The sequence below is a fragment of the Lysinibacillus sp. NPDC056185 genome, assembly GCF_047737915.1.
GTDB lineage: Bacteria > Bacillota > Bacilli > Bacillales_A > Planococcaceae > Lysinibacillus.
The window spans coordinates 45,136-61,809 of sequence record NZ_JBLLLQ010000021.1; the positions used below are offsets into that span (position 1 = coordinate 45,136).

General features: G+C 34.3%; 14 protein-coding genes. All 14 read right to left on the reverse strand.

Going from position 1 to position 16,674, the window contains the following annotated elements:
- Positions 1–268 precede the first annotated feature (268 nt).
- The 14 genes from ACMZ42_RS18540 to ACMZ42_RS18605 all read right to left on the reverse strand — a co-directional run bounded on the left by ACMZ42_RS18540 (position 269) and on the right by ACMZ42_RS18605 (position 16,508).
- Positions 269–1,195, reverse strand: a complete 927-nt coding sequence (locus tag ACMZ42_RS18540) for an NAD-dependent epimerase/dehydratase family protein (protein ID WP_415732328.1) — start codon at positions 1,193–1,195, stop codon at positions 269–271.
- 142 nt (positions 1,196–1,337) lie between these two features.
- Complete coding sequence (locus ACMZ42_RS18545; RefSeq protein WP_415732329.1) at positions 1,338–1,865, reverse strand: YceI family protein; 528 nt, start codon at positions 1,863–1,865, stop codon at positions 1,338–1,340.
- A gap of 387 nt (positions 1,866–2,252) precedes the next feature.
- Positions 2,253–3,011, reverse strand: coding sequence for a class B sortase (gene srtB / locus ACMZ42_RS18550; RefSeq protein WP_415732330.1), 759 nt, complete (start codon positions 3,009–3,011; stop codon positions 2,253–2,255).
- Positions 3,012–3,023: 12 nt separating this feature from the next.
- A complete protein-coding gene (locus ACMZ42_RS18555) occupies positions 3,024–3,794 on the reverse strand; it encodes an ABC transporter ATP-binding protein (protein ID WP_415732331.1) in 771 nt (256 codons plus the stop codon).
- A 6-nt stretch (positions 3,795–3,800) separates the two neighbouring features.
- Entirely contained in the window at positions 3,801–4,766 is a 966-nt protein-coding gene (locus tag ACMZ42_RS18560; protein ID WP_415732332.1) for a FecCD family ABC transporter permease, read from the reverse strand.
- A gap of 132 nt (positions 4,767–4,898) precedes the next feature.
- Entirely contained in the window at positions 4,899–5,816 is a 918-nt protein-coding gene (gene isdE / locus ACMZ42_RS18565; protein WP_415732333.1) for a heme ABC transporter substrate-binding protein IsdE, read from the reverse strand.
- Positions 5,817–5,831: 15 nt separating this feature from the next.
- A complete protein-coding gene (locus ACMZ42_RS18570; RefSeq protein ID WP_415732334.1) occupies positions 5,832–7,106 on the reverse strand; it encodes an NEAT domain-containing protein in 1,275 nt (424 codons plus the stop codon).
- A gap of 265 nt (positions 7,107–7,371) precedes the next feature.
- Complete coding sequence (locus ACMZ42_RS18575; RefSeq protein ID WP_415732335.1) at positions 7,372–8,841, reverse strand: NEAT domain-containing protein; 1,470 nt, start codon at positions 8,839–8,841, stop codon at positions 7,372–7,374.
- A complete protein-coding gene (isdC, locus tag ACMZ42_RS18580) occupies positions 8,841–9,446 on the reverse strand; it encodes a heme uptake protein IsdC (protein ID WP_415732336.1) in 606 nt (201 codons plus the stop codon). The genes ACMZ42_RS18575 and isdC overlap by 1 nt, the downstream gene beginning before the upstream one ends.
- A 249-nt stretch (positions 9,447–9,695) precedes the next feature.
- On the reverse strand, positions 9,696–10,265 hold the full coding sequence (locus tag ACMZ42_RS18585) for a manganese efflux pump (RefSeq protein ID WP_370076806.1): 570 nt from the start codon (positions 10,263–10,265) through the stop codon (positions 9,696–9,698).
- Positions 10,266–10,476: 211 nt separating this feature from the next.
- Positions 10,477–12,195, reverse strand: a complete 1,719-nt coding sequence (locus ACMZ42_RS18590; RefSeq protein WP_415732337.1) for a methyl-accepting chemotaxis protein — start codon at positions 12,193–12,195, stop codon at positions 10,477–10,479.
- Between the two features lie 470 nt (positions 12,196–12,665).
- The gene (locus tag ACMZ42_RS18595) at positions 12,666–13,664 is read right to left on the reverse strand and encodes an HD domain-containing phosphohydrolase (protein WP_415732338.1); all 999 of its coding nucleotides are present in this window, start codon (positions 13,662–13,664) and stop codon (positions 12,666–12,668) included.
- Between the two features lie 15 nt (positions 13,665–13,679).
- Positions 13,680–14,978 carry a protoglobin domain-containing protein gene (locus tag ACMZ42_RS18600; protein WP_415732339.1) on the reverse strand — a complete coding sequence of 433 codons (1,299 nt, stop codon included), beginning with the start codon at positions 14,976–14,978 and terminating at the stop codon, positions 13,680–13,682.
- A 36-nt stretch (positions 14,979–15,014) separates the two neighbouring features.
- Positions 15,015–16,508 carry a helix-turn-helix domain-containing protein gene (locus tag ACMZ42_RS18605; RefSeq protein WP_415732340.1) on the reverse strand — a complete coding sequence of 498 codons (1,494 nt, stop codon included), beginning with the start codon at positions 16,506–16,508 and terminating at the stop codon, positions 15,015–15,017.
- Positions 16,509–16,674 lie beyond the last annotated feature (166 nt).

The following is a 16,674-nucleotide window of genomic DNA, read 5'->3' on the forward strand; positions in this document are numbered from 1 at the left end:
GCGGAGCATTTGCTGATGAATGATACGTAATCGAAAATATAAAAAGACGATTTTCCCTTTACAATAGGGTAAATCGTCAAATATCCATCTACATATTTTGCCCATATTGATAAAAGCTAAAATTGTTCCGATAAATCTTCAAGGTATAATGAATTCATCACTATAACTTGGGGTTGATATCCCTTCGTTACGCTTCTCCAGGATCTCATCTGTGTCGCTAAATGATAAACTTACATTTTGACAACACGGACATACTTTTACAATTTAATTAAATTCCCACTATCTTTTCATTTTGAAATGCTTGCAATGTACGCTCTATGCCTTCCGCAAAAGTAGTTTTTGGTCTCCATCCTATCGCCTTCGCCAACTTAGCGTTATTTAAAAATGAATGCTCAATATCTCCCTCTCTCGCAGGAGCATATTGAATTTCTAAAGGATGATTTAAATGCTGTAACAATAAAATAACTTGATGAATCGACCATGCCTCATTCGTTGATACGTTATAAATGCCCTGTAATCTAGCCTGTACACCAGCGTAAATAGCATCTGCAATGTCATCTACATATATGAAATCTCGTGTTTGCTCTCCATCTCCATAAATCGTAAAGGGCTTTCCTTCAATACTACTTCTTAGCATGCTAGGAATAACCGCCGCTTCCCCCTGCATACATTGCCTTGGACCGAATACATTAGCAAATCTATAAATTAATGTTGGTAAACGATAATCTTTTTGCCATTTTTCACAGTATGTCTCACCTATACTTTTGTTTAATCCATACATCGAAATCGGCTCACTAACATCTGTTTCTTCTAACGGTGGATAGTGACTATCTCCATAAACAGCTGCTGACGAGGCAAAAACGAAATGCTTTATCTTATATTTTGACGATAAGAAGAGCATCTGACTAAGCCCTACAATATTCGTTAAAACATCCTTCACTGGCTCCTGCATCGATTTTTGAACACTCGTTTGCGCTGCACAATGGATGACTACATCAAATGATGTTTCTTTAAAGAGATGCTCACAAACTTCATCTTCCACATTCAATAGATAAGATTTATGCTCAAAGTCGACATTGCGTAAATGACCTGTACTTAAATTATCAATAATATAAACATTTGCACCCTCTTTAAAAAAACGCCTCGCCACTGCACTACCAATAAAACCATAACCACCTGTCACTAATACATTCATCCCATCGCCCCCAAAAACAATATGATGTTTTATATGCAGTAATTACTAAAATTATGCAAGCAACTTATTTGAGGTGGAATTTTTTAACAACTTTTTAACTTAAAAAAATGTGCTCGATATGAAAACGAGCACATTTACAAAATTAAGCTGGGTTTACTTCCAATTCAACTGTAATTTTGATATCTTTCCCAACTAGAACACCGCCAGTTTCCAATGCAGCGTTCCAAGTTAAGCCAAAATCTTCACGATTGATTGATGTTGTAGATTCAAAGCCATAAACTTCTTGGCCCCATGGATTTGTACCTTTACCATTAAATTCAGTATCAAACGTTACTGATTTCGTTACGTCTTTAATTGTTAAATCACCTGTAACCGCATATTCATCATCTGATTTTTTTGCAATGTTTGTAGACTTGAATGTAATTGTCGGATATTTTTCAGCATCGAAGAAATCTGCTGCTTTTAAGTGATTATCACGATCTTCACTACGTGTATTAATGCTAGCTGGATCAATTGTAAAGCTAATGTTTGCTGTTGTTAAATCTGCAAGATTTGCCGCTTCAATATCTGCTGAATAAGTATCGAATACACCTTTTACTTTTGATACCATCATGTGTTTTACTTGAAAATTAATTGCTGAGTGTCCTAAATCAATGTTCCATTTTGTCATTTTAAATTCCTCCAATTAGGTTGTTTTTATCTCGAATTCGAGATATATTTTAAAATATGAAGTAACTACATTAATTATGTCCCCTAAAATTTAAAGGGTTAAACATTTGTAGTTACTTCTTGCGTACATCTTAGTTAATGACAGTTACGAAAAGTAATTGATTACTTTATGTAACTTACTATATATTAATAAGTTTATTGCGTCAAGTAATTTTTAATAAGTTTTTTTAAAATCAATAATACCAAGCGTTTTCTTCACAGGTAGCGAGTTCTACTTTAGCAGTTCTATAGGCTACCCGACTGATTTCTCTCGACTACAGAAATACACTAACTACTTTTGGCTATATAAAAAGAAGCTCTCCAATGAAATAGGATACTGCCTATCTTATTAACGTTTCACTAATTTACCTTGGACGACAAAACGATGGTCGTTACTCATGACAGAATCCTTACAAGTGGATAGTGTAAGAATTTTATCTTCTGGTCCAAGCTCTACATTCATTTCGATTGCAGAGCGTGCTTGGATCTCGTCCAAAAATTTTAGGAAAGCATCATTGCTCTTAAATTCTGTTTCAATGTAATAAAAATCAATTGTAGTTTCATAAGCAGCAAAGACTTCAACGTCATAGCCTTCATACAGTGTGTCTAAATAAATGATAGGATGCTCATCTGCGTATTGCTGATTTAAGTAATTTTTAAGACTCCCAAACATCGTACTATTCTTCATGGCATGGCCGTACAAAATAGTATTTCGGTTTATATCCTGCACATCATTACGATAATCCATAAATACACTGCCCGCACGGCTTTCTCGATCTTTAAAATTATGATTCAAATAAAAATCGTTATTTTCAGCTTGCAGTATTGGATTATTGAGCTTTGTTCCGTCTGTAGAAATCCATCCAACAATATTGTTATTGACAGTTATTAAATCTTTGAATTGTGGACGGATCGTAAAAGGCGTTGATGAGGTTTCCACAGCTTCATCTTCAAGGGTAGCCAATGTTGATTGATAAATTGTTTGTACTTCTTCCAGTGATTTTGAAGTCTCATAGTACGTGTATAAGTATTTGGCTAATGAAAATCCTGAGTATAAGAATATAGCTAAATATATAAATGTTAAAAACTTAGATGTCCATTTTTTCATCATATCACCTATTTATATTCCAAGAGGGACCATGTAAAATCCAAGCAGCTCATCCTCATTAAAAACTGCTTCTACTCCATAGACTTCTTTAATAACTTCCCTAGTAATGACGTCACGTGGTGCTCCCTCAGCTATTATTTGTCCTGCTTTCATCAAAATGATCTGATCGCTATAGCGAATCGCTTGATTTATATCGTGAAGCACCATAACGATTGTTAAGCCATGCTCCTCATTTAATGATTTTACAAGTTCCAATAACTCGATTTGGTAATAAATATCCAAATACGTTGTCGGCTCATCCAAACATAAAATTTCAGATTGTTGGGCTAAAGCCATAGCAATCCACACTCGCTGACGTTCCCCACCTGATAAAGCTTCTAAATCGGTATCTCGTTTTTCTAGTAAATTCGTACAAGCAAGTGCCCATTCAATAGCTTTGGTATCTTCTTCTTCATTTCTTTTTAGCATTGTATGATGCGGTAAACGTCCAAAGCTCACCAATTTTTCTATTGTTAAATCCTTTGGTACATCATTTTGTTGGTAGACAATTGCTAGTTTTTTTGCAAACTCTTTTGGCTTGTAGTGCACCAAATCCTTGTTTTCTAATGATACATTCCCCGAAATCGGCCTATTGTTACGGGACATAACACTTAATAATGTTGATTTTCCACAGCCGTTTGGACCAATAATCGTTGTGATTTTGCCCTTTTGAATTATTGTCGATACTCCATCTAAATGATTTCGAGTATTATCATGCGATACGATAATATCTTGTATTTCCATGTCTCCTCACTCTTTTCGTAATAGGAATATTAAGAATGGTCCACCGATAATCGCCATAATGGTTGAAGCTGGTATTTCAATCGGTGTAGCAATTGTGCGACCAATCGTATCTGCCACTAATATTAATAATGCTCCAGCTAAAGCTGTAAAAGGTATGAGTACCTTATGATCGTGCCCAACTAAACGACGAGAAATATGTGGCACTAACAGACCAACGAACGAAATAACCCCTGCTACGACAACAGAAACAGCCGATAATAATACCGCAACAGCAGCTATTAATAGACGAGCACGAGCTACATGAAAGCCTAGGCTTTTCGCTGTTTTATCTTGTAATACTAGGAGATTACACCAGCTATATAACGCAAAGGCAGCTATTAATCCGACAGTACCATAAGTAACGATTGTTGATACATCCTTCCATGTACGCATCGTTAAGTTTGAACCTACAACGCTGGTAGCTGAAGTATTCAATGAGCCACCTAAACTAATGAAAGCCTCTGTTAACCCAGTGAATATTGCATTAATAGCAATTCCGACTAAAATAAGCTTCAATGGACTTAAGCCTGACTTCCATGACAACGCAAAGACGAGTGCGCAGGCAAATGCTCCACCTATAAATGCTAATACAGGTGTCATAAAAAATAATGTTGGAAAGAAAGAAATAATTAAGAGCTGTACAAATGCCGCTCCTGAAGATATACCAATAACACCTGCATCCGCTAACGGGTTACGCATCACAGATTGTAACAGGACCCCTGAAACAGAAAGTGCTGCACCAGCAAATAGCGCAACAATGATCCTTGGAAATCTCAAATCGCGGATAGCATCCATTTGACTATTTTCTTTATCAAATAATGCACCAATAAATTCAAAGAACCCCATTTTAATGCTACCTGTTGTTGCTGCATAAACTGTTGAAACTAGTAATAATACAATTACAATTGAAAAGCTTATAATTTTTTTTGTCATATTAGACTTCCTTTTTCTTTTCAAATTCCGTCATGTTATTTGTACAATTCACTCCCAAAGTGATCCCCTACTAAATAGAAGATCGCTCTATAGCAAGACTATGCTTGCGATATGAGCGACACTTTCTAATGACTATTCACGATAAAAGATTTCCATTAGCTGTCCTAAAGCCTGTGGCACTTTTAAAGACGCTGTAGTACCGAACAACTCTTCCTCTAAATCATACACTTTACCGTTTTTTACTGCGTCAAAATGTTTCCAAATATCATTCGTTTTAAATTCCTCGTCAAACATTTTTACAACTTCATCTGGCATACCGTGTGATAAACGTAAAATTATATCAGGATCGCTGTTGTGCAGATACTCAGTATTTGAAGCCAAATATTCAGCATCCTGCCCTTCCATTACATTAATACCGCCTGCCCGTTTCACAAGATCACCTGCATAGGAGTTTTCAGTTGCAACTAAATAACTACCTGGAATGCCAAGTAAAATTAGTACACGAGGTCCCTTTTTGTTACCAGCAACTGTTTGTACAGCATCAATATTTTTTTGCAGGCCATTCACTAACTCCTCGGCTTGTGCTTCGCGATCATAACGTTCACCGAGAGTTCTAATTTCGGAAAGCATAGCATCTACACTTTGAAAGTTTAAAAAATCAACTGGAATTTTTAACTGCTCAAATTTATCCTGTAAGTCATATTCTAACGTTGACACCGATAACACATCTGTTGGATTTAATGATTTAACAATCTCCATATCCGGCTCCATTGCATTACCGATAGTAGGGAGACCATCAAAGCGTTTTGCTAATGTTTTTTCTGTTTCAGGTACTGCTATAGCATCTAAATCAAGCTTATCTAAAATTTCTGCAATAACAACTGTACCTGCAATAATACGATGTTCATTCTCTTCAGCTGTTTTAACTGATTGCTTTTCAGTAGATGTCTCTGTTTCTTCTCGCTTATCTCCATTATTACAGCCAGCAACTACTAAAAGTAATGACATAAGCACCATTATAAGCAACCAACATTTCCAATTCTTTTGCATAAAGTCATCTCCTACTTATTCAGTCACATCTTTTTTAGAATTTCTGATACGACGAACGAGCAACCAGCCCGACAAAAGACAGATTACTACAAGCAAAACTATCTTTATGATATTCAGCTGAGCAAGCTGCTGATCGACTTTAGTATTCTTCACCACTTTTTCAGTAGTTTCCTCTTTAACATCAGATTTCTTGGCTTCATCTTTAACAGCATCCTCAATAGACGCGTCAAGTGTACGATCAAATGCTAACGGTTCCTCCTTTGGCACAGTTAAAGTAGTCTGAAATGATGGAATTGGCCGTGTCAGCTGAGTTGGTTTTACCACCGTCTCATGTTGTGCTACCACTGGTGCCTTTTTCACTTCTTCTTTAACAATAACGGAAGGCTTTTCACTCGTTACTTGCTTAGCCGGTGCTGTCACAGCAGGCGTATTTAAAAACTTTGCTACCTGCTGTTGATCAAATTTTAGATTTACAAAATATTGATGATGATACGAAATCTCAGGAATATCTACCTTCACCCACATTCGTATTGGCTGTTCGAAATTGTGAATTTCAAATTCGACAATTCGGACATCGTCTTCAAGTGAAATAAGCTTTGGCTCTACCTGTTTTCCTTGTTGATCTACGGTTAAGCCTGTTATCCACATAGATTTTAAAATTGTCATATGGGCATAATATTTGCCGTTTTTTTCTTTTATTTTTGCAACAGGATTTACATATGTATTCATAATAGATTGTTCGTCATTTCCATCTACTAACAATATGTAATTTAATGACCATTCCTTATCATAGGTTTCTTCTGAAGTAGATTCTTTGGTTTCACTTTCTGGAATAGCTTCCTCATCCTTTGGCACAATTGTTGAAAGGGTTGTTAACTGTAATTGAATCTCCTGTAAAAAAAAGAAATATTCCTCAGAGGATGGAAGTGCCATCTCGCCTTTAATGATAATAGGCTGTTGTAAATCCTTGACATCAAATTGAACTAAATTTTCAGTCTGAATGTTTAACGAAAGCTCATTTTCCAACTGTTCGATATGTATATCTCTTATACTCAATGGCTTATTTATAGCTAAATTTAATTTATACTGACCGTTCTTTACATCAACTGTCGCCAATTCGCTAAAAATATTGTCTTTTGCTCCATCTAGAGATGAAAAACTTAGTTCAACTTGATAGCTCCCATTTACTAATACAGATTCTTCAGCTTTTGCCTTAAACGAAAAACATGGAGAAAAAAACATCAGTAAGATAGTACTGAAAATGAATCCTCGAAATATTTTTCTATTCAATGTTTAAATCCCTCCAATATCTATCAATTATGCCTCGGCATAAGTTCAGTGGATGTATGGACAACCGCTGAAAAGTGACTTAAAACCGCATTCATCTCACCATCATAGAGGTGGGAGACTACTGTACCTGTCGCTTCGCTTTCGTTACATAAAACACTTGTAACTGCCGTTTCACTTTCATTACATAAAACACTTGCTGAAAGAAGTTAACATAACAGTAACTTCCTTCCTCAAATAAGCGAGAAAGGAAGTTGCTGTAACCGCGCTATTTATTCATGTATTGTAATGAACCATTTAAAATTTTTGCCATTTGTGTGCGTTTCAATGGGCTACTTGCATTAATAACAGTTTTACCTTCAGCATTTACAGATCCAGTCATGATTTTACCTGCGTATAGAAACGCAAAGGCTTTTTTAGCTTCTTCACTTGTGACAGTTGCACCATCTGCATAATAAGATAAGCTTGGATCACCATAGTTCATTTCTTTTCCTGCAACATGTGCTACTGCACGATAAATCATCACTGCAGCTTGTTGTCGAGTAAGTGTTCCATTTGGATTAAAGTTCTCTGCTTTCACAACAATTCCAGCATTAGCTAAAGCATTGATTGCTTGTACACGTTCTGTGTCAAGTTTCGCTGTATCTTTAAATCCAGCATCTGTTGTAGTAGATAAATTTAATGAACGTGCAATCATTAACGCAAATTGAGAGCGTGTAATATTGTCATATGGTTTAAAATTATCTTGCCCCTTAACAATTCCCTTACTGTATAATGCTAAGATTGCTTCTTTATTAGCATCATTGCTAATATCTTTAAATGGATTCACCACTGGTCTCACTGCGCCTTCCACAGCAAAACTAAATTGCACTTGGTGGTTCGAGTCATAGCTCACGCCTTTGTCCGGCTCATTCACAACAATATGCAGTTGGGCATTCACAAGTTTTTTTAAGTCTGCCACTTCAAATGAATACTTACTTATATTTGTTGCATCGTCTTTACTTACTAAAGTTGCTTCTTTTCCCTCTACTGAGAATCCTTTAACATATTGACCTTGAGGAAATGTCATAGTAACTATGTTTTTACCATTTACTACTGATACGTCTACTTTTGGGTTAATATATTGCTTCATCATAGATTCTTCAGAAGTACCGTTTTTGTAAACCGTGACAGCTACTTCATTTACTTTAACTTCTTCTTTAACCTCCTCAGATTTACCATTTTCCTCTGTAGTAGTTACTTCCTTATTTTCAACTGCTTTTAAATCAAAATCATACCACTTATCCATATTAGCTGAAGCTACGGCAACGTGAATTTTTGCTTGTAATACTTCACCAGCTACAACTGGGAAACTGTATGTAATTGTTCCATCTGTATTTTTCACTTCAGTAGCATCTACAAACTTATCACCTTGCTTTGTTTGTAAGCCTGCAATCATTGGGGCAGATTTTGCTGTTACCGTTAGTTTCGCCTCAAATTTTCCATCCTTCTCAACGATTGTTCCTTGGGTTACAAGATGAGAGCTAATTGCAGGTTGTGGTTCTGTCGTACCAGGCTTAAAAATTTGGAAATCAACAATAGTGCTAGTATTCTCTGATTTAACAGCCTCTACTTTTAGTTCAGTATTTGTAGTCGTTACTTCAGCCTTTGCAGACGCAAATGATGGTGCTGAAAGTGATGCTACTAGCAATGAAGCTAGTACTATTTTTGTTGCGCGTGATTGTCGTTTTTTAGCCATTATTGACCCTCCGTTTTTGTTTGTAGTTTTTTTCTATAAAGTAAAAATGCTGATCCAACTAATGCTCCAATTAATAAATATGGAGTCGTATCACTTGTTTGTGGATTTGGCACATGACTTTCAGAAGAATTTGCTGGAGCATTAGTAGTTTTCGAATCAGATGCTTCCGTTATGGTTGTGCTTCCTACAGATGTTGCATCAAATACTAGTGAAACGCTGTATTCGTGATGATAATTAATATCGTCAATATCAATTTTCATAGAAGTCACAACTGGTTTCGTTAAATCTTTAACAGTAAATTGTACAGTACGAGTATCAGCTGCTTTATCTTCACTTACTACAGTTGCTCCACCTGGTGGTTGGAACTTTGTGATCCATGCACTATTTTTTAATGTAATTTGAACAGTAGCTGTCCCATTCTTCAATGTGACCTTTGCTGGTTTTATAAAATAATCGTTTGCAATGGATACAGAGTTGTTCTCTGGTTTATTGACCTGATATTTTATCGAATGAGTGCCGTCAGCTAGTTGAGCCGATGCTTGCGGTAGCGCAATGTTAAATACAAGCAAAGTTATAAGCATAACGAGCATCATCAATTTCTTCATGTGTTGTACGCCTCCTATGAAAACATAATTGAAAGTATTTTATTGAAAACGAAAATCATTCTCAATTATACTTCTGTTACCAAGAATAATCGTTATTGCCAGTGTATGTCAATAACAAAATCAAATTTGTCCTCAACATGTCAAAATTGCCTCAAAAAAAGAAAATATCACGAAAAAAACATGTGATATTTCCTATTATATAGAATAGCCTCTTTCTATTTATTCATCTCAACTAGACATCTACTGAATTTAAGAAATTATTTCAATGACCCCTATAAGTATAAGCAACCAACCAGAAATAGCGGTTGAGTGTTTTCCAATAAAAGTCTTGGTAAGTAAGACTCCAAAATGAACACCAGCGCCTACTGTGATGAACGAAAAAAAACCGATAGAAATAACTGTCCAGATTGCAGAAATACCATTGGCTCCAAGCGCTATTCCTCCAGCTAAACAGTTGGCTGATAAGACAAAGCCGAGCGTCATTGCTTCTCGAATTGAAATTATATAATTTTTATCCTCATCAAATACTTCCGGGTTTCCCAATATTCCTTGTTTAGAAAAGCGACTAGATAATAACGTCCATATCCCAATGGCACAAAGTAAAAGACTTCCTATTAAATTTGCGAAATCTGGAGAGATATAATTAATAACTACACTTCCAGCTGTTACTGCTGCGTAAGTGACGATCATTGAAATAAGGGCAATAACCGCATTGGATAATATGGGTATTTTCACTCGCTTAATACCATAGGCGAGACCAATTCCTAAATTATCTAAGTTGGCAGCTATCCCAATAAGAATGATGGCTATCCAATGCATTTTTTTCCTCCTCAATAACGTAAAATCCATTCTCACATAGGATATGAAGGAATAAAATTTTTGTTCATCTATGTTTTGAACAGAGTTAATTGCTGAGAAATTAGGATTGCCATTGATACAATGACTATTTCACATGCTTTAACACTTTTAACCCGCGGAAGACTTGATATTACTTACGTTTTTTCGTCTTTTACCCGCGGGTACTGTTATCCTATAGTTTGAACTTATTCAATTGTTTGGAAATCTTTTCAGCAATATTTGCGGTTTCAACGGATGACTCTGCTACATGCTGTATTGCTTGTAAAGTTTCTGAAATACTCTTTGCTATATCATTCGACTGATCAGATGACTCTATTGCGACATTTGATACATTTTCAATTGCATTTTGTATTTCTAGCATAGAATATTTCATCGTTCCAACAAATGTTGTCACTTCAGTTATTAATTTATTAAAGTACATAGCATCTTCTTCATATTGAATTCCACTGTTTTGGAAAAGCTCATAATCAGGTGTTACTTTATTATCTATAAAGTGTAAAAGCTCTTGCGCATTAATAGACACATTCGTAAATGCTTCTTCTACTTCACTAGTAACAGTTTGTATTTTTTGAACAGTCTCAGATGATTGTTCAGCTAATTTCCGTACTTCATCAGCTACAACAGCAAAACCTTTACCCTGCTCCCCTGCTCTCGCAGCCTCAATAGCTGCATTTAATGCTAATAAATTGGTTTGATCTGCAATATCTGCTATTGTGTCAGACATTACTTTTACTTCGGATACGATTTTTCCGGCTTGAATTGCCTCTAAAACTAACCTTTGTTTTTCATCATATAGATTACGAGCTGTACTGTATGCTTGAACAGCTGTTTCCTTAATATCAATTGCTCTCTCTTTTACTTTTTGCGAGAAACCAAGACTATATTCTGTTTTCTCATTTAATTTTTCCGCACTATCTAGTACCTCAATTGCAGTAGCATTTAATTGCTCGGTTGTTGCACCTAGTGTAGTACTACCCATAGCAACATCCTTTGTAGTTGTATCAATTTCATCCATTGAAGCAGTAATTTCCTCAATAGTTGCAGTTAAATCTTCGCTTAAAATACTCATTTGTGCTGATGTGCTACTAACACTAGAAACAAGTTCCTGAATATGCGAAACAGAATTGTTCAACCCTTCAGTAATTTTCCCAAGGTCATCAGAAAATATCACCGGGGCATGTTGTGATAAATCACCATTTTCAAGTGCAGATATAACATCCTTAATATTGGAGATTGCCTTTTTAACATATCTGCTTAAATAAATTAAGAAACTTACACTAAATATTAAAACAATAGCCATAATAACGATGTTTCTATAAAGAGTTTTAGAATATGCTGTATTATTTTCTTCGCTTTTTATTTCAGCACTTTTAATATTAATTTTTTCTATTTGTTCCATAAGAGCATCTCTTTGCTTCTCTATTTCTAATAGAGGTGTTAGTAATGAATCAGCATCTTCTATATCTGCATCAGAGATAACTTGTTGAAAAATGGATTCTAATGTACCTTTATAACTTTCAAGTACTTGTTCTAAATTCTTACTTAACTTTTCTTCCTCGCTACTCATTTTTGTATTTTTTAAATCTTGAAATGTGCGACTATTTTCTTCTTCTAAAGCAGCTATTTTTTCGTAATATTCCATTTTTTCGTCGTTATCTTGTGAATTATAAAAAATTTTGAACTTTAAATTAGTTATTTTTTGCTGGTTAATTGAAAGCTTGCTTAATAAATAGACAGATGTTAAATTTTCTTCATAAATATGCTTTGCATTATCATTCATTTCTTTAACGCCATAGATTCCAGTAAACCCTATGATGACAATTGCAATCAACATAACAGTGTTCAATATTCCGAATTTCCCAACCAATGATGAATTTTTAAAAAACTTCATATGATCCTCCGTTATATTTATTATTATTTTGGCTCATCACCAAAAGTTGTGGATAACAATTGTTTAAACGTGCCATAAATAAGTTGATTGGAGTGAAGACTGGACGACTCCTTGGGGGGGAGGAGAACGAAGGTTAAACCATCATGTCCTCTGATAAACGCCTTCGTGACCTACATCCTGTTGCTACCGCTACGTTAGCACTACACTTTCGCACAGAAAACTTTTGTTGCTGCCGCTCCGCTTTCGCACAGAAAACATTTGTTGCTGCCGCTTCGCTTTCGCACAGAAAACATTTGTTGCTGCCGCTTCGCTTTCGCACAGAAAACATTTGTTGCCCCAAGCAGCTCATCGGACGCCCCTAGCGCCCGGGAATCAATCCCACACGTTATGGTAATGACATCTTTTTTACAATATAGATTAATTATGGAAATTAAATATTGTAGTTTCCCCTATAACTCAAAGTTTTGGACTTATAGAAAAATACTATTTTTATGAATAACTTTTTCGACAAACACTTCTACTAAATTAGGATCAAACTTAATACCCTTCTGTTCTTTTAAATAAGAAAGAGCTTCTTCTATTGTCCAAGCTTTTTTATAAGCTCTATTACTTATTAAAGCGTCGTATACATCTACTATTGAGATGACTCTCGCCTCAAAAGGAATTTCTTCTCCTTTTAAACCCATTGGATATCCTGTTCCATCCCAATTCTCATGATGATATTTAATAATATTTTCAGCTATTTTTTTGTCATTAAAAACTTTATTGTTCATTTCATCAGATAGTTTATTCAATACATCCACCCCCATAAGAGGATGCATCTTCATAATTTTCTTTTCATAGACTGTTAGTGGCCCAGTTTTATACAGTATCGATTCTGGTATACTTGTTTTTCCAATATCATGTAAAACGCTGTATTCTATAACTTTATTAATATACTCTAACGATAAATTATATGTTCTATCTTCAAAGAGGCTTAGTAAGAATTCCTCTAATAACTTTTGCACATTTAAAAGGTGTTCTGCTATACTTACATCGCGCATTTCACTTGATAGAGCTAACAACTTAAATAGCTCCTTTTTGTCTATTTGGTTCTGCTTCACTTCTTCTATCAATAATTGTTCCGCTAAGCGCATTACTCCTACATAATAAACAATTTCTTTTATTTCAATTGGCGTAATCGTTATAAATGAGTACCTTAGCTCTAATGATTTGTTGACATTCACCATTGTCCCAGACCATGGTTGTCCTTTTTTTAATGTACTGTTTAACGATTTATACATAACGAATGGTGTTACACTCGATTTTAAACACTCTACCGGTAATCCGATAAGAAATTCTCTTTTATAGCCGGTGATCGTTTCATATTGTTGATTTACATCGATAATTAATTGATCTTCATCAACGATTACAACAGCATCACCCAATTTTAAATAATACGTTAATTCATTTGGTATATTTTTACACATTTAAACAACTCCTCATCAATTGTTTAATTCATTAGCAAAACTAGCAAGCCGGTCAACCGACAATGCAACTTCTTCAAATGCTTTACCTAACTCATTGACAACATTAGCGAAAATATCAATTTTTTCTTGTGAATGTTCATTATGTTCTTGTGTTTCTTTCATAGATTGTAAAATTTGCTCAAAATATATGTCAGTTTGCTCCATTGTTTGTTTTCCGTCTTGAACAGATTGATTAATCAAGTCAAGTGAGGCAGCTAACTTTTCTACCTTAGATACAGTAGATAAAATTAAATGAGCTACATTCGAGACTGATTTTTTTGTTACTTCTGATAATTTTTTAACTTCGTCTGCTACAACTGCAAATCCTCTTCCATGTTCACCTGCCCTTGCAGCTTCAATTGCTGCGTTTAAAGATAATAAATTAGTTTGATCCGCTATTTTCGTTACAATATCAATAATGCCTTGAACTTCCTTTGTTATCTTTAACAAGTCTTCTATATCATTGGAGATTATTTGAACTGCCTCATGAACATTCCTCATATTACGATCCTGTTCATTTATTTGAAACTTCCCATGTTCCGCTCTCTCCTCTGCTAACGCAGATAACTCTTTTCCGGCATTCACGTTTTCTACCATTTCTGTGCAATGAATATGTAATTCCTGGAATGCTGCATTAGTTTGCTCTGAAATTGCTGCTAAATTTTCAGTTGAATTCATCACTTGAATTTTAGTTTTTTCTGCCTGTTCGTCTAACTTTTCTTTAATTCTACTTATCTCTTTATCGTATTCTTCAAGAACGACTTGTTGTTCTAAGTTAAATAATTTTGAGAGTGCCTTTACACTAGTAGAATAAAGCTCCTTTTCAGAAAGATTCTTTTCGGTAATCTCCATAATTGTTATAAACAAATTTTGAAAAGCACATAAATACCATTTTGTCTGTAGACCAATTTTCACATGCATTTGTGCTATTCTAGCCCTTTTTAAAAAATATTCATCATCAATTATTCCTGAAAACATTTCTAAAATATGTGATTTTAAAGTTCTCTTTAAAGCATCTACTGAACTATTTTTATTTATTAGTGTTTGTAGTGATTCTTCCAAGCTGAGATTCCTGTAAAAACGATCAACAATGTCATCTATTTCTTCTTTAATAAATGGCTGCAAGTTTTTTATTACTTGTAACTCTGCCATTGAAAAATTAATCATTTTTATTTGTTTCTCTATATCACTGCCATATTGAATATTCATTTTTATATTACTGTCGAGTAATAAATGGCCGTTACCTATCTCTTTCTCTTTACTTTTCCAAAACATGAATAACCCCCATCCCCAAAATATCGATTAATTTCTTTAAACTTCACTTAATAAAGTTTTCAATAATAGCTTATTTGGCTGTTGGTATTTATCGAAATAGATTTCCTGTAGATTTCTTGCTAATCTATCATAGTCTTCTCTGTCCGGAACTGAATTCCAAACAAATATATCTTCTATGTCTTTGTTAATATTTAAATATAAGCGATCTGTTATAATTAAATCCGCCTCTTCATCTTCAGCACATAATTCTACATGAATAAAAACACGTTTTATTTGACTGAATAGATAAGGAACGTCATTTATCATTGAAAATATTTTTAATTTGATCTTGTCTCTATCTACAAAATCAATTGTTTGTTTGAGTAATTTATGATATCGACCAATTAATATTTCTTTGCGTTTAAATACGATGGCGAAAGACTTATTTTCCAATAGTCGATTATAAAACTGATTCATGATTTCTATTTGAGCCGTTTCATGCATTTCTAATCGCTTTTTATAAAGATCTTCTTTAAATAAATTAGCTGGACCAGAAAAAGATAAAATACCATAATGAAGATGCAGTAAGTTTACAAAGAGTGCCCCATATTCTTCTAAATCTAAAGTAACTGAAAAATGCTCCATGAATATCTCCATCCAATATATAGTCGCTTGTATAAATAATTCTTGATTATGATGCTGTGCAAAGTTCATCAATAAACTTACTGCACTATCTTTTTTTTGATAATGACGCATGCAACTAATGATGGAAAATGAAAACATTGTTTCTAATTCAATTTCTTCATCTGATAAATCAGTACATTCTCTAAATATATACTTGATTTTTTCCGATAATGACTCATAGTTATAATGATGTTTCGTAAAGTTTGCATACATTGGATGATATTCAATTAAGCAACCTAGTTTTGCGCGTGATAAGCAAATGGCGAGCCAATATAAAAGTTGTTCGGAATAGGCGATGTCTACTTCCTCCACTAATTCTAGTATTTCTTCTCTAGAAACTAGAGCAAATGGCCATTCCTCTCCCCAACACGAATTCCAGTAGAACAAGAAATAAAAATAACGAAATTGCTTTTCTGTCCCTTCAAGACTGACTTCCGCATAAGATGTATACTTCAAGTGAAATTGATCTAACAAAGGCTTAACTTTTTTTATTCGTCGATACACGGATGCAGGGCTTGTGAAATTATCCAAAACAAACATGTTAATATCAAAAAATTTATTGTAAAACATCTCATCAAAAGCTTTATATGTTAATGAGTTTTGTAAATAATATCTTTCTATAGTCTTCATAGAAAAATTATCTTTATAAATTAATTGAAAACACTTAAGCTCTTCTTTTTGGATAACAGCAGATTTTGTAATAAATTCTAAATCAATAGCTATTTCATCTACTATTTTCAAAATTGTTCTTTCAGACAAATCCATCATTTGAGATAACTCTAAACTTGAATATAGCCTATGTTCTTTATAAATATGATGTAGAATATTCACCTTTTGTAAAGATGAACGATCCAAAAAATTATACATAAAAACACCTCAATGTCTTCCACCAGTAAAACCCAGCTGTGTCATACTAACAGTTTGTATTAGATTAACTTATATATCTTTTATCAATACATTCTATTCCCCGTTTTTTAAGACACTAAACATTAAAAAGCAATATTCTCGATACTTTATAACTACTATAGTTACT

Excerpts from the sequence above, each read along its gene's own strand:
- ACMZ42_RS18560 (WP_415732332.1), bottom strand. The coding sequence starts at position 4,766 with ATGACAAAAAAAATTATAAGCTTTTCAATTGTAATTGTATTATTACTA.
- ACMZ42_RS18575 (WP_415732335.1), bottom strand. The coding sequence starts at position 8,841 with ATGGCTAAAAAACGACAATCACGCGCAACAAAAATAGTACTAGCTTCA.
- ACMZ42_RS18540 (WP_415732328.1), bottom strand. The coding sequence starts at position 1,195 with ATGAATGTATTAGTGACAGGTGGTTATGGTTTTATTGGTAGTGCAGTG.
- ACMZ42_RS18585 (WP_370076806.1), bottom strand. The coding sequence starts at position 10,265 with ATGCATTGGATAGCCATCATTCTTATTGGGATAGCTGCCAACTTAGAT.
- ACMZ42_RS18555 (WP_415732331.1), bottom strand. The coding sequence starts at position 3,794 with ATGGAAATACAAGATATTATCGTATCGCATGATAATACTCGAAATCAT.
- ACMZ42_RS18605 (WP_415732340.1), bottom strand. The coding sequence starts at position 16,508 with ATGTATAATTTTTTGGATCGTTCATCTTTACAAAAGGTGAATATTCTA.
- srtB (WP_415732330.1), bottom strand. The coding sequence starts at position 3,011 with ATGAAAAAATGGACATCTAAGTTTTTAACATTTATATATTTAGCTATA.
- isdE (WP_415732333.1), bottom strand. The coding sequence starts at position 5,816 with ATGCAAAAGAATTGGAAATGTTGGTTGCTTATAATGGTGCTTATGTCA.
- isdC (WP_415732336.1), bottom strand. The coding sequence starts at position 9,446 with ATGAAGAAATTGATGATGCTCGTTATGCTTATAACTTTGCTTGTATTT.
- ACMZ42_RS18545 (WP_415732329.1), bottom strand. The coding sequence starts at position 1,865 with ATGACAAAATGGAACATTGATTTAGGACACTCAGCAATTAATTTTCAA.
- ACMZ42_RS18595 (WP_415732338.1), bottom strand. The coding sequence starts at position 13,664 with ATGTGTAAAAATATACCAAATGAATTAACGTATTATTTAAAATTGGGT.
- ACMZ42_RS18600 (WP_415732339.1), bottom strand. The coding sequence starts at position 14,978 with ATGTTTTGGAAAAGTAAAGAGAAAGAGATAGGTAACGGCCATTTATTA.
- ACMZ42_RS18590 (WP_415732337.1), bottom strand. The coding sequence starts at position 12,195 with ATGAAGTTTTTTAAAAATTCATCATTGGTTGGGAAATTCGGAATATTG.